Origin of the sequence: Streptomyces capitiformicae (genome assembly GCF_002214185.1) — a bacterium.
Taxonomy (GTDB): domain Bacteria; phylum Actinomycetota; class Actinomycetes; order Streptomycetales; family Streptomycetaceae; genus Streptomyces; species Streptomyces capitiformicae.
The window spans coordinates 6739228-6761790 of record NZ_CP022161.1 but is presented as its reverse complement, the minus strand read 5'-3'; the positions used below and the strand labels follow the sequence as shown (position 1 = coordinate 6761790).

General features: G+C 69.2%; 24 protein-coding genes and 1 tRNA gene. 17 read left to right on the top strand and 8 right to left on the bottom strand.

What is annotated here, in order from left to right; translation table 11 throughout:
• Nucleotides 1-321 precede the first annotated feature (321 nt).
• Nucleotides 322-1662: a nicotinate phosphoribosyltransferase gene (locus CES90_RS30105; RefSeq protein WP_189784124.1), complete on the bottom strand. Its 1341-nt coding sequence runs from the start codon at nucleotides 1660-1662 to the stop codon at nucleotides 322-324.
• A gap of 405 nt (nucleotides 1663-2067) precedes the next feature.
• On the opposite strand from CES90_RS30105, the gene clpS reads away from it, so the two are divergent.
• From clpS to CES90_RS30070, 8 genes are all read left to right on the top strand, one after another.
• On the top strand, nucleotides 2068-2385 hold the full coding sequence (gene clpS, locus CES90_RS30100) for an ATP-dependent Clp protease adapter ClpS (protein ID WP_055520955.1): 318 nt from the start codon (nucleotides 2068-2070) through the stop codon (nucleotides 2383-2385).
• A gap of 11 nt (nucleotides 2386-2396) precedes the next feature.
• A complete protein-coding gene (locus CES90_RS30095; RefSeq protein WP_189784123.1) occupies nucleotides 2397-2999 on the top strand; it encodes a DUF2017 domain-containing protein in 603 nt (200 codons plus the stop codon).
• A 336-nt stretch (nucleotides 3000-3335) separates the two neighbouring features.
• Nucleotides 3336-4781 carry an amino acid permease gene (locus CES90_RS30090; protein WP_189784122.1) on the top strand — a complete coding sequence of 482 codons (1446 nt, stop codon included), beginning with the start codon at nucleotides 3336-3338 and terminating at the stop codon, nucleotides 4779-4781.
• Nucleotides 4782-4868: 87 nt separating this feature from the next.
• Nucleotides 4869-5291, top strand: a complete 423-nt coding sequence (locus tag CES90_RS30085) for a Mov34/MPN/PAD-1 family protein (RefSeq protein ID WP_149824822.1) — start codon at nucleotides 4869-4871, stop codon at nucleotides 5289-5291.
• A 305-nt stretch (nucleotides 5292-5596) separates the two neighbouring features.
• On the top strand, nucleotides 5597-6685 hold the full coding sequence (locus CES90_RS30080; protein WP_189784121.1) for a LacI family DNA-binding transcriptional regulator: 1089 nt from the start codon (nucleotides 5597-5599) through the stop codon (nucleotides 6683-6685).
• Between the two features lie 100 nt (nucleotides 6686-6785).
• Nucleotides 6786-6881 (top strand): putative leader peptide, encoded by a 96-nt coding sequence (locus CES90_RS51680; protein ID WP_020115562.1) that lies wholly within the window; start codon nucleotides 6786-6788, stop codon nucleotides 6879-6881.
• 114 nt (nucleotides 6882-6995) lie between these two features.
• Nucleotides 6996-7274: a MoaD/ThiS family protein gene (locus tag CES90_RS30075; protein ID WP_149824817.1), complete on the top strand. Its 279-nt coding sequence runs from the start codon at nucleotides 6996-6998 to the stop codon at nucleotides 7272-7274.
• An 18-nt stretch (nucleotides 7275-7292) separates the two neighbouring features.
• A complete protein-coding gene (locus tag CES90_RS30070; protein WP_189784120.1) occupies nucleotides 7293-8243 on the top strand; it encodes a PLP-dependent cysteine synthase family protein in 951 nt (316 codons plus the stop codon).
• Between the two features lie 237 nt (nucleotides 8244-8480).
• Here the strand turns inward: CES90_RS30070 and CES90_RS50045 are convergent, their stop codons facing one another.
• Nucleotides 8481-8954: a type II toxin-antitoxin system PemK/MazF family toxin gene (locus CES90_RS50045; RefSeq protein WP_229913941.1), complete on the bottom strand. Its 474-nt coding sequence runs from the start codon at nucleotides 8952-8954 to the stop codon at nucleotides 8481-8483.
• A 271-nt stretch (nucleotides 8955-9225) separates the two neighbouring features.
• Between CES90_RS50045 and CES90_RS30065 the strand changes: the two genes are divergently transcribed.
• Complete coding sequence (locus CES90_RS30065) at nucleotides 9226-9978, top strand: MBL fold metallo-hydrolase (RefSeq protein WP_189784119.1); 753 nt, start codon at nucleotides 9226-9228, stop codon at nucleotides 9976-9978.
• 71 nt (nucleotides 9979-10049) lie between these two features.
• Here the strand turns inward: CES90_RS30065 and CES90_RS30060 are convergent, their stop codons facing one another.
• Nucleotides 10050-11327, bottom strand: coding sequence for a PTS transporter subunit EIIC (locus tag CES90_RS30060; protein WP_189784118.1), 1278 nt, complete (start codon nucleotides 11325-11327; stop codon nucleotides 10050-10052).
• A gap of 251 nt (nucleotides 11328-11578) precedes the next feature.
• Between CES90_RS30060 and CES90_RS30055 the strand changes: the two genes are divergently transcribed.
• The 4 genes from CES90_RS30055 to rdgB all read left to right on the top strand — a co-directional run bounded on the left by CES90_RS30055 (nucleotide 11579) and on the right by rdgB (nucleotide 13873).
• Nucleotides 11579-11812 carry a glucose PTS transporter subunit EIIB gene (locus CES90_RS30055; RefSeq protein WP_189784117.1) on the top strand — a complete coding sequence of 78 codons (234 nt, stop codon included), beginning with the start codon at nucleotides 11579-11581 and terminating at the stop codon, nucleotides 11810-11812.
• A gap of 103 nt (nucleotides 11813-11915) precedes the next feature.
• Complete coding sequence (gene rph / locus CES90_RS30050; RefSeq protein WP_189784116.1) at nucleotides 11916-12653, top strand: ribonuclease PH; 738 nt, start codon at nucleotides 11916-11918, stop codon at nucleotides 12651-12653.
• 184 nt (nucleotides 12654-12837) lie between these two features.
• On the top strand, nucleotides 12838-13236 hold the full coding sequence (locus tag CES90_RS30045) for a hypothetical protein (RefSeq protein WP_189784115.1): 399 nt from the start codon (nucleotides 12838-12840) through the stop codon (nucleotides 13234-13236).
• 34 nt (nucleotides 13237-13270) lie between these two features.
• Nucleotides 13271-13873, top strand: a complete 603-nt coding sequence (gene rdgB, locus CES90_RS30040; RefSeq protein ID WP_189784114.1) for an RdgB/HAM1 family non-canonical purine NTP pyrophosphatase — start codon at nucleotides 13271-13273, stop codon at nucleotides 13871-13873.
• Nucleotides 13874-13928: 55 nt separating this feature from the next.
• Here the strand turns inward: rdgB and CES90_RS30035 are convergent.
• The 4 genes from CES90_RS30035 to bcp all read right to left on the bottom strand — a co-directional run bounded on the left by CES90_RS30035 (nucleotide 13929) and on the right by bcp (nucleotide 15932).
• Nucleotides 13929-14003, bottom strand: a tRNA-Leu gene (locus CES90_RS30035).
• 17 nt (nucleotides 14004-14020) lie between these two features.
• Nucleotides 14021-14680 (bottom strand): HNH endonuclease signature motif containing protein, encoded by a 660-nt coding sequence (locus CES90_RS30030; protein ID WP_189784113.1) that lies wholly within the window; start codon nucleotides 14678-14680, stop codon nucleotides 14021-14023.
• A complete protein-coding gene (locus CES90_RS30025) occupies nucleotides 14677-15327 on the bottom strand; it encodes an HNH endonuclease signature motif containing protein (RefSeq protein ID WP_189784112.1) in 651 nt (216 codons plus the stop codon). The genes CES90_RS30030 and CES90_RS30025 overlap by 4 nt, the downstream gene beginning before the upstream one ends.
• Before the next feature lie 137 nt (nucleotides 15328-15464).
• The gene (gene bcp, locus CES90_RS30020; RefSeq protein WP_189784111.1) at nucleotides 15465-15932 is read right to left on the bottom strand and encodes a thioredoxin-dependent thiol peroxidase; all 468 of its coding nucleotides are present in this window, start codon (nucleotides 15930-15932) and stop codon (nucleotides 15465-15467) included.
• A gap of 98 nt (nucleotides 15933-16030) precedes the next feature.
• Here bcp and CES90_RS30015 point away from each other — a divergent pair, with 98 nt between their 5' ends.
• Nucleotides 16031-16360 (top strand): DUF3618 domain-containing protein, encoded by a 330-nt coding sequence (locus CES90_RS30015; RefSeq protein ID WP_189784110.1) that lies wholly within the window; start codon nucleotides 16031-16033, stop codon nucleotides 16358-16360.
• Between the two features lie 23 nt (nucleotides 16361-16383).
• Nucleotides 16384-16725 carry a GroES family chaperonin gene (locus CES90_RS30010; RefSeq protein WP_189784109.1) on the top strand — a complete coding sequence of 114 codons (342 nt, stop codon included), beginning with the start codon at nucleotides 16384-16386 and terminating at the stop codon, nucleotides 16723-16725.
• Between the two features lie 108 nt (nucleotides 16726-16833).
• Here CES90_RS30010 and CES90_RS30005 read toward each other — a convergent pair whose 3' ends face one another.
• Complete coding sequence (locus CES90_RS30005) at nucleotides 16834-19323, bottom strand: transglycosylase domain-containing protein (RefSeq protein ID WP_189784178.1); 2490 nt, start codon at nucleotides 19321-19323, stop codon at nucleotides 16834-16836.
• A 1568-nt stretch (nucleotides 19324-20891) separates the two neighbouring features.
• On the opposite strand from CES90_RS30005, the gene CES90_RS30000 reads away from it, so the two are divergent.
• Nucleotides 20892-21692: an ABC transporter permease gene (locus CES90_RS30000; RefSeq protein WP_189784108.1), complete on the top strand. Its 801-nt coding sequence runs from the start codon at nucleotides 20892-20894 to the stop codon at nucleotides 21690-21692.
• Nucleotides 21685-22563, top strand: coding sequence for an ABC transporter permease (locus CES90_RS29995; RefSeq protein WP_373313393.1), 879 nt, complete (start codon nucleotides 21685-21687; stop codon nucleotides 22561-22563). Before CES90_RS30000 ends, CES90_RS29995 begins: the two co-directional genes overlap by 8 nt.

Genomic DNA, 22563 nt, shown 5'->3' with positions numbered 1-22563 from the left:
TTCGATTATGGGGGTGGTGACTCTCTGGACTCTGTGGACTCTGTGGACTTTCGAAACTACGAACTTCCGAGCCTAGAGACTTCGAGAGCCGTGCGGGAGGGTGCATCCGGCGCTCGCCCGATGCGCGGACCGGAGCACGAGCCGGGCGCGCGGGCGCTGAGCGGTTCACATGGTTCGCACAAGGGCGCGCGCGGGTTACGACAGGGAGCACGCACCCGCACGCACTCCGGTTCACCCGCAATTCAGCGTGCCCCGGCCCGCACCGCCCGGCATCCCGTGACGCGCCTCGGGCGCAGGGCGCGGGGCAAACCCCGGTCGTGCTCAGACGTACTCCGTGACGTACTCCGTCGGTATGACCGGCTCCCCGCGCGACAGCTGCGTCGCCGACAGCGGCAGCCCCGCTCGGGCGGCGACGTGCCGTTCGCGTACGACGTCCAGCGGCTCCCGGGCCAGGACCCGGCCGTTCTCGATCAGCGGGACCAGCAGTTGCCGGTCCTGGAGCTCCTCGGGGACCGGCCCGGTGCCGACCACCTCGGCCTCCGCGACCCCTTGCTCGTCCAGCCGCCGCGCCGCCCACTTGCGCCCGCCGATGGACGTCTTGCCGCCGCTGGACTTCTTCGCCACGGGCACGAGGGGAGCCGTCGGGTCGGCGGACTCCGCGCGGGCCACCAGCTTGTAGACCATCGAGCAGGTCGGGTGCCCGGAGCCGGTCACCAGCTGTGTACCCACCCCGTACGCGTCCACCGGCGCCGCCGCCAGCGAGGCGATCGCGTACTCGTCCAGGTCGGACGTCACGATGATCCGCGTGTCCCTCGCCCCCAGCTCGTCCAGCTGCTGCCGGACCCGGTGCGCGACGAGGAGCAGGTCCCCGGAGTCGATGCGCACGGCCCCGAGCTCGGGCCCGGTGATCTCCAGGGCCGTGCGGACGGCCTCGGCGACGTCGTACGTGTCGACCAGCAGCGTGGTGTTCCGGCCCAGCGAGTCGACCTGGGCCTGGAAGGCGTCCCGCTCGCGGTCGTGGAGGAGGGTGAAGGCGTGGGCGCTGGTGCCCACGGTCGGTATGCCGTACCGGAAGCCGGCGGCCAGGTCCGAGGTGGAGGTGAAGCCGCCGACGTACGCGGCGCGGGAGGCGGCCACGGCGGCCAGTTCGTGGGTGCGCCGGGCGCCCATCTCGATCAGCGGGCGCTCCCCGGCGGCGCTCGACATCCGGGAGGCCGCGGCGGCGATCGCCGAGTCGTGGTTGAGGATGGAGAGGATCACGGTCTCCAGGAGCACGCATTCGGCGAAGGTGCCCTCGATGCGCATGATCGGGGAGCCCGGGAAGTACACCTCGCCCTCCTGATAGCCCCACACGTCACCACTGAAGCGATAGCCGGCGAGCCAGTCGAGGGTCTCCGCGTTCACGATGGAGCGCTCGCGCAGGAAGCCGAGGACGCCCGGGTCGAAGCGGAAGTTCTCCACCGCGTCCAGCACCCGCCCGGTGCCCGCCACCACGCCGTACCGCCGCCCCTCCGGCAACCGCCGGGTGAAGACCTCGAACACCGAGTGCCGCTCGGCCGTGCCCGCCTTCAGGGCGGCCTGCAGCATCGTGAGTTCGTAGTGGTCCGTGAAGAGCGCGGTCGAAGGGACATCCACCGGCAAACCAAGGTCCGCTGTGTTCATGGCAAGGGATCGTACCCCCATTTCGTCAGTCTGACGATTTCGAGGGGGAGGCTTTGCGCGAGTGGTTGGGCGTGGGGCTTGGCCGGGTACGGGGCGGGTCTCGGTCGCGGCCGGTCGTGGCTCTTGGTCGCGGGCGCGGCCGGGGCCGGCGGACCCGAGCCGCGGGCACTCGGTGATGGGCGGATTCGGCTCGGCGGTCGAGCCGTAAACGCGGCGTGTCGCCGGACCAGAACGCCGCGCCGCGGGACAAATCCGCCAATCGCCCAGTGAAAGCGGGTTCGGTGAAGGCCGATGTGGTTCGGCAGGGACCCGAAGGGGCGCGGGGCTGTGTCGATATGCGGCTCCGCGGCGTGACCGCACCCACCGGCGCCCCCATTTGTGCGTGCGCCCACCTGTGGTGGCAGCATGGGGCGTGTGACGGCAGCCGCACCCATGGAGATCGAGAAGACCGAGTCGGCGGAGGAGGTCTTCGCCGTACCCGAGCCTGACGTGCCGTGGGTGACGATCGTCCACAACGACCCGGTGAACCTCATGAGCTACGTGACCTATGTCTTCCAGGCGTATTTCGGGTACTCGAAGGACAAGGCCACCAAGCTGATGCTCGACGTCCACCACAAGGGCCGCGCCGTCGTCTCCAGCGGAACACGCGAGGAGATGGAACGCGACGTACAGGCCATGCACGGCTACGGTCTGTGGGCCACCCTCCAGCAGGACCGGAAGTAGCGACCGCCTTCATGCCAGGACAATTCGAACCGCTCCCCGGCGGCGGCGCGGCCGTCGCGCTCGACGAGGTCGAGATCTCCATCATCCGCTCACTGGCGGTGCAGCTCCTGGAGCTGATCGGCCCGGGTCCCGCCGAGGACGCCCCCGACGACCCGCTCGCCGAACTCTTCGCCGAGGGCCCCAGTGAGCCCCCCGAGGACCCCGTACTCAAGAGGCTCTTCCCCGACGCCTACAGCGACCCCGAGGGCACGCCGACGTCCGAGGCGGCCGAGGAGCAGCGGGCGTACTCCTCCGAGTTCCGGCGCTTCACCGAGAACGACCTGCGGGCCGGTAAGCGGGACAACGCGCTCGCGGTCGTCCGCTCCCTGGACACGCTGTCCGCGGTGGGTGAGGGCGGCGCCGTGCTGAAGCTCTCGCCGGACGACTCCCGGCAGTGGCTCGGCTGCCTCAACGACCTGCGCCTCGCCATCGGCTCCCGCCTCGACGTCGTCGACGAGGAGGACGCCGACCTTCTCTACCGCCTCCCGGACGAGGACCCGCGCAAGCCGATGGTGATGGCGTACCTGTGGCTGGGCGGACTCCAGGAGTCACTCGTCGCGACGCTGATGCCCTAGCGGACTCCCTGGCGAAACTCCGTGTTCCGTCATTGTTCGCTCAGAGGACACTCAAATCCGGATAACGATCGTGTCACCGGGGCGGCGAGGGATGACCTCCCGGGTGCTCTTTATCCCCTTCTTCCTGTGTTGTGCGCCACACAGCGGATAGTCGATCAAGATTGCGGCCGTGATAGATCTTCACGACCGCCCGACGAACACCACCCGTATGTTCGCCCGGGTGCGCCACCGAGCCGGCAACCGCCGGCCAGGCACCGCTCCATCAATCCGGGGGGATCGAGATCCGATCCGGGGCCGACGAAGGCCTGGGTCGGCGTGGAGAAAGGCGCACAACACATGACCTCCGCTCAGGTCAGCAAGAACGGCGACGACGCCGTGCAGGGAGACGCCCCCGAAGAGGGGTACGAGCGCGGGCTCGGCAGTCGCCAGGTCCAGATGATCGCGATCGGCGGCGCCATCGGCGTCGGCCTCTTCCTGGGAGCCGGGGCGAACATCGCCAAGGCCGGCCCCAGCCTGATCTTCATGTACGCCCTCGCCGGCGTCATCATCTTCTTCATCATGCGAGCGCTCGGCGAGCTGCTCCTGTACCGCCCGGTCTCGGGTTCCTTCGCGGAGTACAGCCGCGAGTTCCTCGGCCCGTTCTTCGGCTACTTCACCGGCTGGACGTACTGGCTGATGTGGGTCGTCACCGGCATGGCCGAACTCACGGCGGCCGCGATCTACGTCAACTACTGGTGGCCGGAGATCCCGCGGTGGGTCACCGCCCTGGTCTTCCTGGTGGTCCTCTTCGGCGCCAACCTGATCTCGGTGAAGCTCTTCGGCGAGATCGAGTTCTGGTTCTCGATGGTCAAGGTCACCGCTCTGCTCGGCATGATCGTGATCGGCCTCGGCGTCCTCACCTTCGGTTTCAGCTCCGCCGGTGACACGGCCGCCGTCTCCAACCTCTGGGCCTTCGACGGCTTCTTCCCCAAGGGCATCGGCTCGTCCCTGATGACCCTCCAGGGCGTGATGTTCGCCTACCTCGCCGTCGAGCTGGTCGGTGTCACCGCCGGCGAGTCCGAGAACCCGGAGAAGACCCTCCCCAAGGCGATCAACACCCTGCCCTGGCGTATCGCGCTCTTCTACGTCGGTGCCCTCACCGTCATCCTGTGCGTGGTGAAGTGGACCGAGTTCGGGCCCGGCGTGAGCCCCTTCGTCGCCGCCTTCGCCAAGATCGGCATCCCGGCGGGCGCCGGCATCGTCAACTTCGTCGTGCTGACGGCGGCCCTGTCCTCCTGCAACTCGGGCATGTACTCCACCGGCCGTATGCTCCGCACCCTCGCGGACAACGGCGAGGCCCCGCGCGTCTTCAGCAAGCTGTCGTCGACGAAGACCCCGGCGTTCGGTATCACCGTCTCCGTGCTCTTCATGGGCATCGGCGTGATCCTGAACTACATCGTCCCGGAGAAGGCCTTCGGCTACGTCGTCTCCGTCGCCACCGCGGCCGGCATCTGGACCTGGCTGATGATCCTGATCAGCCACGTTCTCTACCGCCGCGCGGTCGACGCCGGCCGCCTGCCCGCCTCGTCCTTCCCGGCCCCGGGCGGCGCGAAGTGCAGCTGGGTCGCCATCGTCTTCCTGCTCTTCGTCACCGGCCTCATCGCGTACGACGCCGACTCCCGCGTCTGCCTGTACGTCATGGCCGGCTGGGCGGCGGCCCTCGGCGTCGGCTGGGCCGTACTGAAGGCACGCAACCCGGAGGTCACCGAGCGCCGCGACCCGGAGCTCGAGAAGATCGGCTGACACCGGAGCTCACGGGTTCGTCCCAGCATGTGGGCCGTTCCGTACCACCCCCCGGTACGAACGGCCCTTCTGCTTATCCTGACCATCATGCTGACCATCACCCAGGCCCTCGTCGACCAGATCGTCGCCCACGCGCGCAAGGACCACCCCGACGAGGCGTGCGGCGTCATCGCCGGCCCGGCTGGCTCGGACCGCCCCGAGCGCTTCATCCCGATGCTGAACGCGGCCATGTCGCCCACGTTCTACGAGTTCGACTCGGGCGACCTGCTCAAGCTCTACCGGGAGATGGACGACCGCGACGAGGAGCCGGTGGTCATCTACCACTCCCACACCGCCACCCAGGCCTACCCCTCCCGCACCGACATCTCCTACGCCAACGAGCCCGGCGCCCACTACGTCCTCGTCTCGACCGCCGACACCGACGGCCTCGGCGACTTCCAGTTCCGCTCGTACCGCATCGTCGAGGGCGAGGTGACGGAGGAGGAGGTGAAGATCGTGGAGGCGTACTGACGTGCACGTCAGTGCACTGACGTGCACTGACGTGCACTGACGTGCACTGACGTGCACTGACGTGCACTGACGTGCACTGACGTGCACTGACGTGCACTGACGTGCACTGACGTGCACTGACGTGCACTGACGTGCACTGACGTGCACTGACGTGCACTGACGTGCACTGACGTGCACTGACGCGTACTGATCATTCGGTGAGCGGAATTCGCGGCTACGGTGTGGCGTACGCACACACGCACACACACGCACGCACGCACGTACGTCCGCGCACGCACACACAACTGCCCGCGACGGAGACGGTGTTGACACCACAGACGCGACGACAGACGCGACGACTGCCCGGCCGGCGCCCCACACTCGACGACGTCGCACGCGGCTCGGGTGTCTCGAAGTCCACCGTGTCACGGGTGATCAACGGCGAGGACAAGGTGCGCGCGGAGGTCGTCGAACGCGTCCGGGAAGTGATCGACGAGCTGGGCTACGTACCGAACTCCGCCGCCCGCCAGCTGGTCACCCGCCGCAACAACGCCATCGCCGTCGTCGCGAGCCAACCGCAGAACCGGCTCTTCATCGACCCCTTCTTCGACCTCCACCTACGGGGCATCCGCAAGGAGTTGGTGGCCCACGGCACCCAGCCCGTCCTCCTCTTCCTGGAGGAGCCCGAGGAGTACCCGCGCGTCGGCGACTTCCTGGGCGGCGGCCATGTCGACGGCGCCCTGCTCTTCTCCCTGCGCGCCGACGACCCCCTGCCCGGCATGATCGAACGGCTCGGCCTGCCCGCGGTCTTCGGCGGCCGCCCGCTGGTCCGCGAGGGCGAGCGGGTCCGCGAGTGCGTGTACGTGGACGCCGACAACCGTGGCGGTGCCCGCGAGGCCGTCCGCCATCTGGTCTCCCTCGGCCGCGAGCACATCGCGACGATCACCGGCCCGTACGACCAGGAGGCGTCCGCCGTCGACCGCCTGGACGGCTACCGGGACGTCCTGCTCGACGCCTCGCCCGACCTCGTCGAACGCGCCGACTACACCCGGCAGGGCGGCGCCGACGCCATGGCCGCGCTCCTCGACCGCCGCCCCGACCTGGACGCAGTCTTCGTCGCCTCCGACCTCATGGCCTCCGGGGCGTTGCAGGTCCTGCGCGAGCGCGGCCGCCGGGTGCCGGACGACGTGGCCGTCGTCGGCTTCGACGACCTCGCCCCGATCGCCGAACACACCGACCCACCCCTGACGACCGTGCACCAGGACATCGAGGGGATGGGACGGCTGATGGCACGGCTGCTGTTCAGCCGTGCCGGGGAGACGGAGGCGGGCGGGGTGACCGGGGCGGCCGAGGCGGGGCGACCCCTGTCGTCGGTGGTCACGCCCACGAAACTGGTGGTGCGGAAGTCCGCCTGAAACGCGCGCCCGAGCCGGGTATCTCACTCCCCGGCCCGAATCCGTCCGCCATGTGGGATCACATTCCGAGACCCGGACCGGGAATCGATACGATGAGCGCATGGTTTTTGACGACGTGAGCGAGAAGACGCCGGGCGCACTGCTCGTGGCGCGGCTGCACGTCGACCTGTGCAGGCTTGCCAGCGCCATCTGTTGACGCCGACCCCTGTCGCCGTACGGCCGTGAGCCGCGGCGCCACCACCTGTGTGACCACGCACTTCGCGCTGCCGCGCGCCACCGATCTGACAACTCCCGACAGGAGCCGCAAACCATGGCCATCGAGGTCCGCATCCCCACCATCCTCCGCCAGTACACCGACGGTCAGAAGGCGGTGGAGGGGGCCGGTGCCACGCTCGCCGACCTGTTCGCCGACCTCGAGACCCGCCACACGGGCATCCAGGCCCGCATCGTGGACGGCGGTGAGCTGCGCCGCTTCGTCAACGTCTACCTGAACGACGAGGACGTCCGCTTCCTGGACGGCATCAACACCAAGCTGTCCGACGGCGACAACGTGACCATCCTGCCGGCCGTGGCCGGCGGCATGGCCTGATCGGACCGCTGATCCCCGATGCGCTACGACTCCCCGTTGGCCGCGGTGGGCAACACCCCTCTGGTGCGCCTGCCGCGGCTGTCGCCGTCCGCCGACGTCCGCATCTGGGCGAAACTGGAGGACCGCAACCCCACCGGTTCGGTCAAGGACCGCCCCGCCCTGCACATGATCGAACAGGCGGAGAAGGACGGCCGCCTGACCCCCGGCTGCACGATCCTGGAACCCACCTCCGGCAACACCGGCATCTCCCTCGCGATGGCGGCCAAGCTCAAGGGCTACCGCATGGTCTGCGTCATGCCCGAGAACACCTCCCAGGAGCGCCGCGACCTGCTCGGCATGTGGGGCGCCGAGATCATCTCCTCCCCGGCGGCGGGCGGCTCCAACACGGCCGTACGGGTCGCCAAGGAGCTCTCGGCCGAGCATCCCGACTGGGTGATGCTCTACCAGTACGGCAACCCCGACAACGCGGGCGCCCACTACGCCACCACCGGCCCCGAGATCCTTGCCGACCTCCCCTCCATCACCCACTTCGTGGCAGGCCTGGGCACCACCGGCACGCTCATGGGTGTGGGCCGCTACCTCCGCGAGAACAAGCCCGACGTCAAGATCGTCGCCGCCGAACCCCGCTACGACGACCTCGTCTACGGCCTCCGCAACCTCGACGAGGGCTTCGTGCCCGAGCTCTACGACGCCTCGGTCCTCACCACCCGCTTCTCGGTCGGCTCGGCCGACGCGGTCACCCGTACGCGAGAGCTGCTCCAACAGGAAGGCATCTTCGCCGGCGTCTCCACCGGCGCCGCCCTCCACGCCGCGATCGGCGTGGGCAAGAAGGCCGTGAAGGCGGGCGAGCCCGCCGACATCGTCTTCGTGGTCGCAGACGGCGGCTGGAAGTACCTCTCAACGGGCGTCTACACCGCCGCGACAACAGAAGAAGCCATCGAAACACTCCAGGGCCAGCTCTGGGCGTAGAGACCGGACGCCTGAGAACTCGGGGGCGCGGTTTGTGTGGCGGGTGCGGTGCGGGTGCGGGTGAGCCGTGGCTGGGGCGCAGCCCCTGCTTTTCAGGGGCGCGGGGAACTGCGCGAACAACCCCCACCCACCCGCACCCGCCACACAACCCCACCCACCCGAGCTCGAACGCGGGGGTCGAAGGGGCACAGCCCCTGGGGAAGGGACGGGTAGGGGCGGCGGGGGCGAGAAAACCCCTCAGCGGGACAGATGCCGCACCTGATCCCAAAGCACCGGATCCACCACCCCCGCCTTACGCCGAAAATCCCACACCGGCACATCCCGCAGCTCCCCGGTCTCCAGAAAGCTGGGCCGCCCCCGCGCATCCCCCACCACCCCCGGCGGCAACGGAATCACCCCACCCCGCTCATCCCGGTACTTACTGGTGATCTTCGCGACCCGAGCCCGATCCCCCCGAACCGCCAGCACAAGACAGGGCCGATCCTTGACCCCCGGCCCATCCTCGAACGGCACACTCGCCCACCAGATCTCCGCGGGCCGAGGCCGCGGCACAACCCGCCCCGCGCCCACCCCCTCGGCCCGCCCCGGCGGCCGAGTACGCCGCCCGCCAGGCCGCCGCCGCGAGTGCCCCCGACCCCACCCGTCGACAAGCGCCGCGACCAACGCCAGCAACACCACCGCCGCGAGCCCCAACCACCAGGACGTGTCCATAGCAGGACGGTACCGGCGCATCCCGAACCCTGCGCGTCGCACAACCGAGCGCCTGGTAACCCGGATGGCAGCGCCGCACAGGTGAGTTCGCCCACAACAGCCCCTGGTGGAGGAGCGACCCACCCTTTTGCGCCTTACGCTCAACGAACCGCACAACCCTGGTTGCACCCAAGTCCATCCTTCGCAACCCCGCTAACTGCAACTCGCACTCTGTACGTCACGACTGTCACGACTGTCACGACTTCACGCCAGCGCGGAGGTTCCAGCTCTCATGAAGCTCACCGTCGTCGGCTGCTCGGGGTCGTTCCCGTCCGCGGAATCGGCCTGCTCGAGCTACCTCGTAGAGGCCGACGGCTTCCGGCTGCTTCTCGACATGGGCAACGGTGCCCTGGGTGAGCTGCAGCGCCACTGCGGTCTCTACGACCTCGATGCGATCTTCCTCAGCCATCTGCACGCCGACCACTGCATCGACATGTGCGCGTACTTCGTCGCGCGCTACTACCGGCACGACGGCGGCCGCTGCGCCCCCCTCCCGGTCTACGGCCCCGAGGGCACCGAGCAGCGCCTGACCACCGCCTACGCCGACACCCCGTCCGCCTCCTCCATGAGCGAGGTCTTCGACTTCCACACGGTCAAGCCGAGCACGTTCGACCTCGGCCCCTTCACCGTCCACACCGAACGGGTCGCCCACCCCGTGGAGGCGTACGGCATCCGTATCGAACACGGCGGCCGCACCCTGACGTACTCCGGGGACACCGGAGTCACCGACGCCCTCGACGAACTGGCCCGCGACGCCGACCTGTTCCTGTGCGAGGCCGCCTTCACCCACGGCAAGGAGAACATCCCGGACCTGCACCTGAACGGCCGCGAGGCAGGCGAGACGGCCGCCCGCGCCGGCGCCCGCCGCCTGGTCCTCACCCACATCCCGCCGTGGACGGACCCGCAGGTCAACCTCGTCGACGCCCGCGCGGTGTACGACGGCCCGGTGGAACTGGCGGTGCCCAGGAAGTCGTACGAGATCTGAGCCTCGTACATACGAGAAGGCTCCCGGAATGACCGATCACCGGGGGCCTCTCGTGTGTTACGGGACGAGTACTACTTGGCCTCCGCCTTCTGCAGCTCCGCCAGCTCCTCGTCCGACTCCCGGCCGGGAGTCGGCAGGTTGAACCTGACGATGGCGAAGCGGAAGACGACGTAGTACAGCGCGCCGAAGCACAGGCCCACCAGCACCAGCATCCACGGCTTGCTGGCGATGCCCAGGTTGAGGAAGAAGTCGATCGCGCCGGCCGAGAAGCCGAAGCCGTCCTTCATGCCGAGTGCCCAGGTCAGAGCCATGGAGACACCGGTGAGGACGGCGTGGATGGCGTAGAGGATGGGAGCGATGAACATGAACGTGAACTCGATCGGCTCGGTCACACCCGTCACGAACGAGGTCAGGGCGAGCGAGAACATCATGCCGCCGACGACCTTGCGGCGCTCCGGGCGGGCCGTGTGGTAGATCGCGAGGCAGACGGCCGGGAGGCCGAACATCATGATCGGGAAGAAGCCCGTCATGAACTGGCCCGCGGTCGGGTCACCCGCCAGGAAGCGGGCGATGTCGCCGCTCTTGCCCTCGTACGAACCGGCCTGGAGCCACGGGAACGAGTTCAGCAGGTGGTGCATGCCGACCGGGATCAGCGCGCGGTTGGCGACACCGAAGATGCCCGCGCCGGCGGCGCCCGAACCGACCAGCCACTCACCGAAGTTGTGCAGACCGGCGCCGAGGACGGGCCAGATGTAGCCGAAGACGATGCCGATGAAGAGACCCGCGAACGCGGCCAGGATGGGCACGAGGCGGCGGCCGCCGAAGAAACCGGCCCAGTCGGGCAGCTTGGTGCGGTAGAAGCGCTGGTAGAGCAGGGCCACCACGATGCCCATCACCACACCGCCGAGGACACCGGCGTTGACCGCCTTGTCCACCATGACGACCTTGCCGTCGACGACCGTGGCCTCCTGGGGGAGGTTCGGGTCGGTGAAGGTGGCCAGCACCTTCTGGAAGACGAGGTAGCCGACCACCGCCGCGAGGGCCGTGGAGCCGTCCGACTTCTTGGCGAAGCCGATCGCGATGCCGACGGCGAACAGCAGCGGCATGTTGTCGAGGATCGCACCGCCGCCCGCGGCCATGAAGCTCGCGAACTTGGTGATGAACTCCGGGAACGACTCGCGCCCGAGCATGTCGGTGTTGCCGAGGCGGACCAGGAGCGCGGCCGCCGGCAGGACGGCGACCGGCAGCATCAGGCTGCGGCCGATGCGCTGAAGTACCGCCATGGTGCGCGAGCCCCAGCCGGGCCCCTTGTTGTCTGCGGCCGCGGGAGCGGCACTGGCCGTAGTCACGACTTCCTCCAGAGGGCAGGGCGCCGCCCGGGGACAAGGGTGGGGGAGGGCAGCACGAACAGGTCTACACCAATCAGTGGTGTAGACCTGTTGTAGCACGGTGGGGGGCGGCCAAGGAACCCGTGATTGCCGTTTGTGTCCTCACTTATGTCTTCACTTGGCGGCCGATCGGTGAGTGGTGTAGACCAGCCTAGGACGGTTCCGCAGTGGATCAGGTCAGTGGAACAGGCAGTGGAACAGGGAGAGAAGACATGGCCACCAAGGCTGAGAAGATCGTCGCCGGGCTCGGCGGCCTCGACAACATCGAAGAGATCGAAGGCTGCATCACCCGCCTTCGCACCGAGGTCAACGACCCCTCCCTCGTCGACGAGGCCGCCCTCAAGGCCGCCGGCGCCCACGGCGTCGTCAAGCTGGGCACGGCGATCCAGGTCGTCATCGGCACGGACGCGGACCCGATCGCCGCGGAGATCGAAGACATGATGTGAGCCCAGCTCACGCACACACAGGGGCTCCTTCCCGATATCCCCCTATCCCCGACAACCCCATACGGGAGGAGCCCCTTCCATATCTGCGGCTAGGCTCATGGCCATGTCTCGAATCGACGGCCGCACGCCCGAACAGCTCCGCCCGGTCACCATCGAACGCGGCTGGAGCAAGCACGCCGAGGGCTCCGTCCTCATCTCCTTCGGTGACACCAAGGTCTTCTGCACCGCCTCCGTCACCGAGGGCGTCCCGCGCTGGCGCAAGGGCAGCGGCGAAGGCTGGGTCACCGCCGAGTACTCCATGCTCCCGCGCTCCACCAACACCCGCGGCGACCGCGAGTCCGTACGCGGCAAGATCGGCGGCCGCACCCACGAGATCTCCCGCCTCATCGGCCGCTCCCTGCGCGCCGTCATCGACTACAAGGCGCTCGGCGAGAACACCATCGTCCTCGACTGCGATGTGCTGCAGGCCGACGGTGGCACGCGTACGGCGGCGATCACCGGCGCGTACGTGGCGTTGGCCGACGCCGTCGGCTGGGCCCAGCGCAAGAAGCTCGTCCGCGCCGGCCGCCAGCCGCTGACCGGCACCGTGAGCGCCGTGTCGGTCGGCATCGTGGGTGGCGTTCCCCTCCTCGACCTCTGCTACGAAGAGGACGTCAAGGCCGAAACCGACATGAACGTCGTCTGCACTGGCGACGGCCGCTTCGTCGAGGTCCAGGGCACCGCCGAGGCCGAACCCTTCGCCCGCGAGGAACTCAACGCCCTGCTCGACCTGGCCGTTTCCGGCTGCACGGAGCTCGCCCTCCTGCAGGCCAAGGCACTTGATACGGTCCTCGAAAAGTAAAGGGCACACCAAGAGCGGTGGCCGCCGACAGCAACCACACGGCCCCCGCTCGCGTCCTTGGAAGTACGGGCGTGCGGAACACCACCGTGCGCCCGGCCACACCGGCAGTAACCGTTCACGCGCCACACGGGGGCCGTCAGGCCTGCGACCAGTAGCCAGTAGTAACCAGTAGGAGGACCGTTCCATGGCCGCGAGCCGCCGACGTCGTACCACCACCATCGCCGGAGCCATAGCTGCCGTCGCACTCACGGCCGGGCTCACCACCGGCTGCGACGCCGTGAACAAGGCCCTGGACTGCGTCCAGACCGCCGAGGCCATCGCCCAGAGCGTCAGCGACCTCCAGCAGGCCGTCGAGAACGCCGCGAACGACCCGACCCAGCTGGAGGAGTCCCTCAACTCCATCGACGAGAACCTGAAGGAGATCGGCGACAAGACCGACAACGCCGACGTCAACAAGGCCGTCGACGACCTCCAGAAGGCCGTGGAGGACGTCCAGAAGGCCGTCGACACCGGCGACACGACCCCCGACGTGAGCGGCATCGTCAACGCCGGGAGCGAACTGACGAAGGTCTGCACCTCGTAACCCTCCAGGGGAGGGGCTCGGGATACTGGTGGGCATGACCCGCCTGATCCTCGCCACCCGCAACGCCGGAAAGATCACCGAACTGAGGTCGATCCTCGCCGACGCAGGTCTCCCGCACGACCTCGTCGGCGCGGACGCCTACCCCGACATCCCCGACGTCAAGGAAACCGGCGTCACCTTCGCCGAGAACGCCCTGCTCAAGGCCCACGCCCTCGCCCAGGCCACCGGACTCCCGGCCGTCGCCGACGACTCCGGCCTCTGCGTCGACGTCCTGAACGGCGCCCCCGGCATCTTCTCGGCCCGCTGGTCGGGCAAGCACGGCGACGACCGCGCCAACCTGGAACTACTGCTGTCCCAGCTCGCCGACATCGACGACGCGCACCGGGGGGCACACTTCGCCTGCGCGGCGGCCCTCGCCCTGCCGGACGGCACGGAACGGGTCGTCGAGGGACAGTTGAGGGGGGTGCTGCGGCATGCGCCGGTGGGCACGAACGGGTTCGGGTACGACCCGATCCTCCAGCCGGAGGGTGAGACGCGGACCTGCGCCGAGCTGACGGCCGAGGAGAAGAACGCGATCAGCCATCGGGGGAAGGCGTTCCGGGCGCTGGTGCCGGTGGTGCGGGAGCTGTTGAGTTGACTTCATGAAAGAGCCCCGCACCTTTGAATCGAAGGTGCGGGGCCATCCTTTCCTGTGGGCCCGGTGGGACTTGAACCCACGACGCACCGCTTCTAAGGCGGCGTCCTCTAGCCTGCTGGGATACGGGCCCGCAGTACGGTGCCTACTCTACTGGGCGTTACGACTGCGCTGTCCGCCTCCTCTGCACCAGGTGCTGGTGATCGCATGGCAGTTGGGGCACAGCAACCGCAGGTTCTCGCGCCGGTTGTCGCTCCAGTCCCCGTTGGTGTGATCGACCTCCAGGGTCATGGGCTTGCCGAGCCATTCGGGGCCGACGCCGCAGCGCGCGCACTCCTCGGTTACACCGACTTCGCGAAGAGCACGGCGTATGCGCTTGGTCTCCGTCCGGCGCATGCCGTTGTGCTGCACCAGCACCTCTTCGGGGCGCTTGGCGTTCGTGGACGGTTTACCCCGCTGATGTGCCTGCCCCAGGAAGTGTGAGGTCGTGATCTCGTACTCGGCGATCCACTTGCGCAGCTGGTTGCGTTGCGAACCGTTGCCCGGGCGGTCCAGGCGCCGCAGCACCTCTGCTATGGAGGTCGACTCGGCGACTGCCGTTCGCAGTTCGCTCACCGCGGGGCGAGGGCGCCTGCCGCAAGGGCGGAAGTGCGAAACGTCGAGGCCGAAATGAGCGAACCGTCTCACGAGATAGCGGCGAAGGTTCTCATACGGCTGGGTTCCGAAGAACGCGATGACCTCGTCGATGTCGACACACCTCTCGGCAGCCTCGGCCAGCCGCTCCCGGGAGTACAGCACGCCGCTGCTCATGAAGCCCTACCCTTCCCGCGTCCCCGATAACTGTCCGTCGTCGAGTGGCAGTTGGGGCACAGCAGTCGCAGGTTCTCAATCCGGTTGTTGCGCCAGTCGCTGTCGATGTGGTCGACCTCAAGGGGGAGCGGCTCTCCGAGCCACACCGACTCGATGCCGCACAGGGCGCAACGCTCCTCCACGCCCAGCTCGCGCATCGCCCGCTTGAGACGGCTGCTCGGTACGCGCCTGGCGTGTGCAGAGGCGTCCTCGACGAGGATCTCTTCAGCTGTCCGGCGGCGTTGGTTGTACCGCTGCCGCTCCGTCCGGACCACTGGCGTGAAGTGCGAGGTGTCCAGGCCGTACGCCTTGATGCGCCGGGAGATGTTCGTATGGTGCCCGCCGACCGGGTCGAGCCCCAGATGCCGTAGCACCTCGTTGACGCTCGTCGACCGGGCGACCGCCGGCTCAAGGATCTCCCGCGTCCACTTCGCCCCCTCGCGCTCGAAGTGCGATACGTCCACCCCAAGCTTCTTCATGCGCTCGTGGATGTACCGCCGCTTCCAGCCCTTCGGATCCACCCCCAGCCTCCCCAACGCCTCCGACAACGTTCGCGCCCCCCGAGCCGCCTCCTCCAGCCGCTCCTTGGTGTACGCACTGGCCCCCATCGAGCCCCTCCATCCTCGGTCACCTGTTCATGTCTCGTACGGAGTAACGAGACGCAGATCGGACAGTCACGCCCGGAATGCGGAACAGCCCGTACCGGGGCGATCCGGTACGGGCTGTAAGCGCGGCTGAGGCGGGCTCAGATACCCAAGTCCTTGATGATCTTGGCCACGTGGCCGGTCGCCCGCACGTTGTACAGCGCCCGTTCGACCTTGCCCTCCTCGTCGACGACGATCGTGGAGCGGATCACGCCCAGGTAGGTCTTGCCGTAGTTCTTCTTTTCGCCGAAGGCGCCGTAGGCGTCGAGGACGGACTTGTCGGGGTCTCCGAGGAGGGTGACCTTCAGGGACTCCTTGTCGCGGAACTTGGCGAGCTTCTCGGGGCTGTCGGGGGAGATGCCGATGACGTCGTACCCGGCGCCGGCCAGCAGCTCCAGGTTGTCGGTGAAGTCGCAGGCCTGCTTGGTGCAGCCGGGGGTCAGGGCGGCCGGGTAGAAGTAGACGATGACCTTGCGGCCCTTGTGGTCGGACAGGGACACCTCGTTGCCGTCGGCGTCGGGGAGGGTGAAGGCGGGGGCCACATCACCGGGCTGGAGTCGCTCGCTCATCGTTCCAGCGTAATGGCGGGCCCTGACGGTGCGGCGCCGGGTGGAGCTGACAGACTGTCCGCAAACAAGAGTTTTCACCGACAACGGGAGGCGGCGCGGTGGCGGACACCTCGGACACCAGGACCCCGGCCGAGATCGAGGCGGACATCAAGCGCCGCCGCGACACCCTCGCCGAGACGCTCGACGAGATCGGCGTCCGGGTGCACCCGAAGACCATCGTCGGGGACGCCAAGGCCAAGGTCGTCTCCAATGTCGATCACACGCTCGGCAAGGCGTACGTCGGCGTCAACCGGGTGGTGAGCGACGTCAAGGCGCAGTTCGTGAGTGAGGACGGCGCGCCCCGGATCGAGCGCATCGTGCCGGTCGCCCTCGTGCTCGTCGGTGTCGTCGGGCTGCTCGCCCTCGGGACTCGGCGCCGCAGGGGCTGAGGAAGACAGGTAGGTTCGTGGGTGTGAGCGAGAAGACCCACCACGACAAGTTGCCCATCCGGATGCTGCACGACCGTGTGCTCGTGCGGCAGGACACCGCCGAGGGCGAGCGGCGGTCCGGGGGTGGCATCCTGATCCCCGCGACGGCGGCGGTCGGCCGGCGCCTCGCCTGGGCCGAGGTCGTCGCGGTCGGCCAGAACGTCCGGACCGTCGAGCCCGGCGACCGTGTCCTCTTCGACCCCGAGGACCGTGCCGAGGTCGAGGTCCGGGGCGTCGCGTACGTCCTGATGCGTGAGCGGGACCTGCACGCCGTGGCCGCCGACCGCTTCGAGGGGTCGGAGGACTCGACGGGCCTGTATTTGTAGGGCCTGTATGTGTAGGGCCTGTCATTCGCAGGGCCTGTCATTCGTAGGCGAAAGGGGCCGGTGACCATCGTCACTGGCCCCTTTCGGCGGTTCAGGGGTGCGGACCCGCTAGGGGAATGTCCCCTCCGTCGTCCCGTCTCCCGCTGTGACTCCGCCGTCCGACGTTCCTCCGTCGGTGGTGGTGGCTCCGCCGTTCGACGTTCCTCCGTTGTTGGCGTTGCCACCGTTCGACGTGGTACCGCCGTCGGTCGTCGTGCCGCCGCCCGTGGTGGTCGTGCCGCCGTCCGTTGCCGTGCCGCCGGTGGTGGTCGCGCCGCCCTCGGCCGGGGTGCCGCCGGTGGCGGTGCCGCCGTCCGTGCCGCCGCCGGTCGGGTCGTCGGGGGTCTCGCCGCCGGTGGTGGTGCCGTTCTCCTCCTCGTCGCCGGTGGCTCCCGGCTCGTCGGCGGGGGTGCTCGGCGGGACGACGACCACGTCCGCGCCCTCCTGGAGCTCGAGGTCGAAGTCCTTGACCTTCTTGCCCTTCAGGGCGTCCTTGGTGAACTGGGCCCAGATCTCCGTGGGCGCCCCGCCACCGTTGATGCGGGGCAGGCCCATGGCGCCGTACAGCGATTCGTGGGCGCCCGTCTCGGGGTTCTGGGCCATGACGGAGACGACGGTGGCGAGGTCGGGGGTGTAGCCGGCGAACCAGGCGGCCTGGTCCTCCTCGGCGGTACCGGTCTTGCCGGCGGCCGGGTGGCCGGAGGCCTGCGCGGCGGTGGCGGTGCCGCCCTCGACGACGCTCCGCAGGACGGAGGTGGTGGTGTCGGCGGCCTGGCGGCTGACGGCCTGCTGCGGCTCGGTCGAGGGCAGCTTGATCACCTCGCCGTCCTTCGAGATCTTCTCGATCATGGTGTATGTGCCGTGCTCGCCGTGGTTGGCGAGCGTGGCGTACGCCTCCGCCATGTCGAGGACGCTGGCGGTGGCCGTGCCCAGCGCGACGGACGGGTACGGGTTCATGTCCGGGGTGTCCTTGGGCACGCCCAGGGCGATCGCGGTCTGTTCGACCTTCTCGGGGCCGACGTCCACGGCCATCTGCGCGTACACCGAGTTCACGGACTTGTCGGTGGCCTGGCGGACGGTGATGTTGCCGTAGTCGACGTAGTCCTCGTTCTCGGGGGCGTACGCCTCGCCGGGCCAGCCGACGACGGGGCGCTCGCTGCTGCCGTCGTAGATGGTGTTCGGGGTGATGGCCTGGCCGGTCTGGGTGTTGGAGTTGTTCTCCACGGCCGCCGTGAACACGAACGGCTTGAAGGTGGAGCCGACCTGGTAGTCGCGGCGGGTCGCGTTGTTGACGTACTGCTTGGTGTAGTCGATGCCGCCGTACATCGCGATGACCTTGCCGGTCTTCGGGTCGATGGAGACGCCGCCGGCGCGGACGTAGTTGTCGACCTTGCGGTTCTTCTTGTCGAGTTTGTCCATCAGGTTGTCGTCGACGGCCTTGATGAACGCCTTCTGCATCTTGGGCTGGATGGTGGTGGTGATGCGGTAGCCACCGCCGTTCTCCAGCGCCTCCTCGTCGATGATCTTGTTCTCGATGAGGTACGACTTGATGGCCTCGACCAGGTAGCCGCGCTGTCCGGAGAAGGCGGTGGAGGTGGTGGTCTGCTTCGGCGTCGGGAACTTCATGCCGTCGCGCTCGGACTGCGTGAGCCAGCCTTCCTTGACCATGCCGTCGAGGACGTAGTTCCAGCGGGCTACGGCCGCGCCCTTGTTCTCGGGGTGGGCGACGACGTCGTACATGCTCGGCGCGTTGACGAGCGCGGCGAGGTAGGCGCCCTGCTCGGGGGTGAGTTCGTCGGCGTCGACGCCGTAGTAGGCCTGGGCGGCGGCCTGGATGCCGTAGGCGTTGCGGCCGAAGAAGCTGGTGTTGAGGTAGCCCTCGAGGATTTCGTCCTTGGTGACCTCGCGGTCCAGCTTGATGGCGATGAAGAACTCCCTCACCTTGCGGGTGACGGTCTGGTCCTGGGCCAGGTAGTAGTTCTTCACGTACTGCTGGGTGATCGTCGAGCCGGACTGCTTGCCCTTGCCGGTCGCCGTGTTCCAGGCCGCGCGGACCATGGCCTTGGGGTCGATGGCCGGTTCGGTGTAGAAGTCGCGGTCCTCGGCGGCCAGTATGGCGTGCTGGGCGGCCTTGGAGACCTTCGACAGCGGGACGTTCTCGCGGTTGACCTCGCCGTCGCGGGCGATCTGGGTGCCGTCCGCGTAGAGGTAGACGTTGGACTGCTTGGTCGCGGCGTCCTGCGGCTTGTCGGGGATGTGGACCATGGTGTAGCCGAGGACGAAGGCGCCCATGATCAGCATGATCCCGATGACGAAGGAGCCGAGCACCATGCGCCAGGTGGGGATCAGCCGCTTCCACCCGGTCCGCTTGGGCCGCTTGGCCTTCTTCTTCGCCTTGCCGGTGGGGGCCGCCGCCGGGCCGGGTGTGACGTCGGGAACTTCGCTGAGCGCGGCGGTCGCGGTGACATCCGGGCCGCCGGGACCGCCGGGGGGCGTCGGGCCGGGCTCCCCACCAGGGGTGGGCCCGCCCTTCCCGGCACGCGTGACGCCGAGCGTCATGGTGTGCTCGACGTCGCCCGCCGGGCCGCTCGCAGCACCGGGCGCACGGCCGGCTGCAGCGCCGGCCGCCGAGCCGGCGGCTGCTGCGCCGAGCTTCCCGCCAGGTGCCGAACCGGACTTGCCACCGGGCTTTCCACCCGGCGTGGGGCCGGTCTTGACGGGGCGCGTGACACCGAGGGTCATGGTGTGCTCGACGTCATCCACCTGACCGGGCGTCCGGCCGGCTGCCGCGCCAGGCGTGCGGGGCGCCGCCGCGCCAGGCTTTCCGCCGGGTGCCGCGTCGGGCGTCCGGCCGGGCGCGGAGCCGGGTGTTCCACCGGTCGCCGGGCGGGGCGTACCACCAGGCCTACCGGCAGCGGAGCCGGAAGTTCGGCCGGGGGTGGCCTGGGGCGTCCGGCCGGGGGCCGTGCCGGGCGTTGCGCCAGGAGCAGCCTGGGGCTTGCCGCCGGTGGCCGAGCCAGGCGTTGCGCCAGGAGCAGCCTGGGGCTTGCCGCCGGTGGCCGAGCCAGGCGTATCACCGGGCTTGCGGGCGGCAGCGGAGCGGGAAGTGCTGTCGTGGGTGGCCTGGGGCTTGTCACCAGGTGCCGTGCCTGGCGTTCCGCCGGGCGCCGCTGGGGACTTGCCGCCGGTGGCCGAGCCGGGCGTACCGCTGGGCGCCGCTGGGGACTTGCCGCCGGTGGCCGAGCCGGGCGTACCGCTGGGCCTTTCGGCAGCAGCCGAGTTGGAGGTTCGGCCGGGGGCGGCGTGGGGTGTCCGGCCGGGGGCCGTGCTGGGCGTTGCGCCGGGAGCAGCCTGGGGCTTGCCGCCGGTGGCCGAGCCGGGCGTATCGCCGGGCGTGCCGGCAGCAGCCGAGTCGGAAGTTCCGCCGCGGGCAGTACGAGGCTTCTCGCCGGGTGTCGAGCCGGGCGTTCCGCCGGTGGTGGAACCGGCCATACCACCGGGCTTCCCGCCGGTCGCCGAACTGGCCGTCCCGCCGGTCGCCGAACCGCCCATACCGCCCGGCATGCCGGCCCCCGAACCGCCCGTACCGCCGGCCTCCGAGCCGGAGTTCCCACCAGCGGCCGTCGAGGGCTTCCCGGCGGGCGTCGGGTCGGGCTTCGGCCCGGTGGCCGAGGCCGAAGTCCCCGCGGGCGTTGGCTCAGGCTCTGCTTGCGGCGTGCTCTGGGCGGCGGTGCTGTCGCCGGAATCCGGGTTCGCGCCCGGAGCGCGGGGCTCCGGTTCTCTCGGTGCCCAGCCCGGGCTGTTCCGCTTCGGCTGCGGCTCGTCGCTCATCGTGCTGCCGTGCTCCTGTTTCGCGTCGTACGTTCATTTCCGTACGGCCTCGTACGCTTTGCGCCCGCTCCGGGCAAGTTTTGCACCCCTGACTGAAGACTCCCGCACCGGCCGATCCGTTCCCGGATCCCGGCACGCGCCCCGCACGCCCCCCTGCGCCCCCTTCGTCCTGTCCGCCCCGCCCGAAAACCCATGGCACACGGATCCGGACGCGGAATAGGCTGGTTCGCTTCGGCCCGAAACGGCCTCGACCTCGGCTTCTCGCCTGACTCTTCGCAGCGGATGGGGGTTTCCTCGTGGGCACAGGGCGGTTGTACGCCGCCGTCGCCGCCGGTGGATTCAGGCGGTACGCGACATATCGGGTGGCCACCGCGGCGGGGGTGTTCACCAACACCGTCTTCGGCTTCATCCTCGCATACACCTACATCGCCCTCTGGCACGAGAAGCCCCACCTCGGTGGCTACGACCAGGCGCAGGCACTCACCTATGTCTGGGTCGGCCAGGCGATGTTCGCGGTCATGGTGCTGGGAAGCGCCGGATTCGAGGAGGAGTTGATCGAGCGGATCCGTACGGGCGACATCGCGGTCGACCTGTACCGGCCCGCCGACCTCCAGTTGTGGTGGCTCGCCGCCGACATGGGCCGGGCGTTGTTCCAGCTGCTCGGACGGGGTGTCGTCCCGATGGCGTGCGGCGCGCTCTTCTTCGATCTGGCGCTGCCCGACGGCCCGTTGCCGTGGCTCGCCTGCCTCGTCGCGGTCGCCCTCGGCGCCCTCGTCAGCTTCGCGATCCGGTACATCGTCGCGCTGTGGGCGTTCTGGCTCCTCGACGGCGCCGGAGCGATGCAGATCACGTGGCTCACCGGTGTCTTCTTCTCCGGGATGCTCCTGCCGCTGAACGTCTTCCCGGGCGCGCTCGGCGACCTCGCCCGCCTCCTGCCCTGGTCCGCGCTGCTCCAGGCGCCCGCCGACGTACTGCTGGGCGAGGCCGACCCGATCGGCACGTTCGCCTTCCAGCTCGGCTGGGCGGTGGTGCTGCTGGCGGTCGGGCGGCTGATCCAGTCGGCGGCGACGCGGAAGGTGGTGGTTCAGGGTGGTTGACCTCGACGGGCGCCCGGCCGGGCGGGTCACGGAGGACCCCTTCGGGCGGTACGGCGCCGTCAGCCGCGTACGGGACGGTCTGCGCGCCTACCGCATGATCGCCGCCATGTGGATCCGCTCCACGATGGCGTACCGCGCTTCCTTCGCCATGACGACGTTCGGCAACTTCGCGGCGACCTCCTTCGACTTCGTCGCGATCCTGCTGATGTTCTCCCAGGTCGACGAACTCGGCGGCTACGCCCTGCCGGAGATCGCCCTCCTGTACGGCACCTCCGCCGTCGCCTTCGGTCTCGCGGACCTGACGATCGGCTCGATGGACCGGCTCGGCCGCCGGGTGCGCGACGGCACGCTGGACACCCTCCTCGTACGGCCCGTGCCGGTGCTCGCCCAGGTCGCCGCGGACAAGTTCGCGCTGCGCCGCCTGGGCCGGGTCACGCAGGGGCTGTTCATCCTCGGGTACGCGCTGGCCACGCTCGACGTCACCTGGACACCGGTGAAGGTGCTGATGATCCCGCTGATGGTGGCGAGCGGCGGGCTCATCTTCTGCGCGGTGTTCGTGGGCGGGGCCGCCTTCCAGTTCGTCGCGCAGGACGCCTCGGAGGTGCAGAACGCGTTCACGTACGGCGGTGTCACCCTCGTCCAGTACCCGCCGAGCATCTTCGCCAAGGACCTGCTGCGCGGCGTGACCTTCGTCCTGCCGCTCGCCTTCGTCAACTGGCTGCCGGGGCTGTACGTCCTGGGCCGCGCCTACCCGCTCGACCTGCCGACGTGGGTTGCCTTCGCACCGCCCCTGGTGGCGGTCGCGTGTTGCGCGCTGGCCGGGGTCGCCTGGCGGGCGGGACTGCGTACCTATCGGAGCACGGGGAGTTGA

Coding starts and splice junctions, on each gene's coding strand:
- rdgB (WP_189784114.1), top strand. CDS start 13,271: ATGACCCGCCTGATCCTCGCCACCCGCAACGCCGGAAAGATCACCGAA.
- CES90_RS30025 (WP_189784112.1), bottom strand. CDS start 15,327: ATGGGGGCCAGTGCGTACACCAAGGAGCGGCTGGAGGAGGCGGCTCGG.
- CES90_RS30105 (WP_189784124.1), bottom strand. CDS start 1,662: ATGAACACAGCGGACCTTGGTTTGCCGGTGGATGTCCCTTCGACCGCG.
- CES90_RS30055 (WP_189784117.1), top strand. CDS start 11,579: ATGGCCACCAAGGCTGAGAAGATCGTCGCCGGGCTCGGCGGCCTCGAC.
- CES90_RS30065 (WP_189784119.1), top strand. CDS start 9,226: ATGAAGCTCACCGTCGTCGGCTGCTCGGGGTCGTTCCCGTCCGCGGAA.
- rph (WP_189784116.1), top strand. CDS start 11,916: ATGTCTCGAATCGACGGCCGCACGCCCGAACAGCTCCGCCCGGTCACC.
- CES90_RS30030 (WP_189784113.1), bottom strand. CDS start 14,680: ATGAGCAGCGGCGTGCTGTACTCCCGGGAGCGGCTGGCCGAGGCTGCC.
- CES90_RS30095 (WP_189784123.1), top strand. CDS start 2,397: ATGCCAGGACAATTCGAACCGCTCCCCGGCGGCGGCGCGGCCGTCGCG.
- bcp (WP_189784111.1), bottom strand. CDS start 15,932: ATGAGCGAGCGACTCCAGCCCGGTGATGTGGCCCCCGCCTTCACCCTC.
- CES90_RS30075 (WP_149824817.1), top strand. CDS start 6,996: ATGGCCATCGAGGTCCGCATCCCCACCATCCTCCGCCAGTACACCGAC.
- CES90_RS30090 (WP_189784122.1), top strand. CDS start 3,336: ATGACCTCCGCTCAGGTCAGCAAGAACGGCGACGACGCCGTGCAGGGA.
- CES90_RS30070 (WP_189784120.1), top strand. CDS start 7,293: ATGCGCTACGACTCCCCGTTGGCCGCGGTGGGCAACACCCCTCTGGTG.
- clpS (WP_055520955.1), top strand. CDS start 2,068: ATGGGGCGTGTGACGGCAGCCGCACCCATGGAGATCGAGAAGACCGAG.
- CES90_RS30045 (WP_189784115.1), top strand. CDS start 12,838: ATGGCCGCGAGCCGCCGACGTCGTACCACCACCATCGCCGGAGCCATA.
- CES90_RS30085 (WP_149824822.1), top strand. CDS start 4,869: ATGCTGACCATCACCCAGGCCCTCGTCGACCAGATCGTCGCCCACGCG.
- CES90_RS50045 (WP_229913941.1), bottom strand. CDS start 8,954: ATGGACACGTCCTGGTGGTTGGGGCTCGCGGCGGTGGTGTTGCTGGCG.
- CES90_RS30005 (WP_189784178.1), bottom strand. CDS start 19,323: ATGACGCTCGGCGTCACGCGTGCCGGGAAGGGCGGGCCCACCCCTGGT.
- CES90_RS51680 (WP_020115562.1), top strand. CDS start 6,786: ATGGTTTTTGACGACGTGAGCGAGAAGACGCCGGGCGCACTGCTCGTG.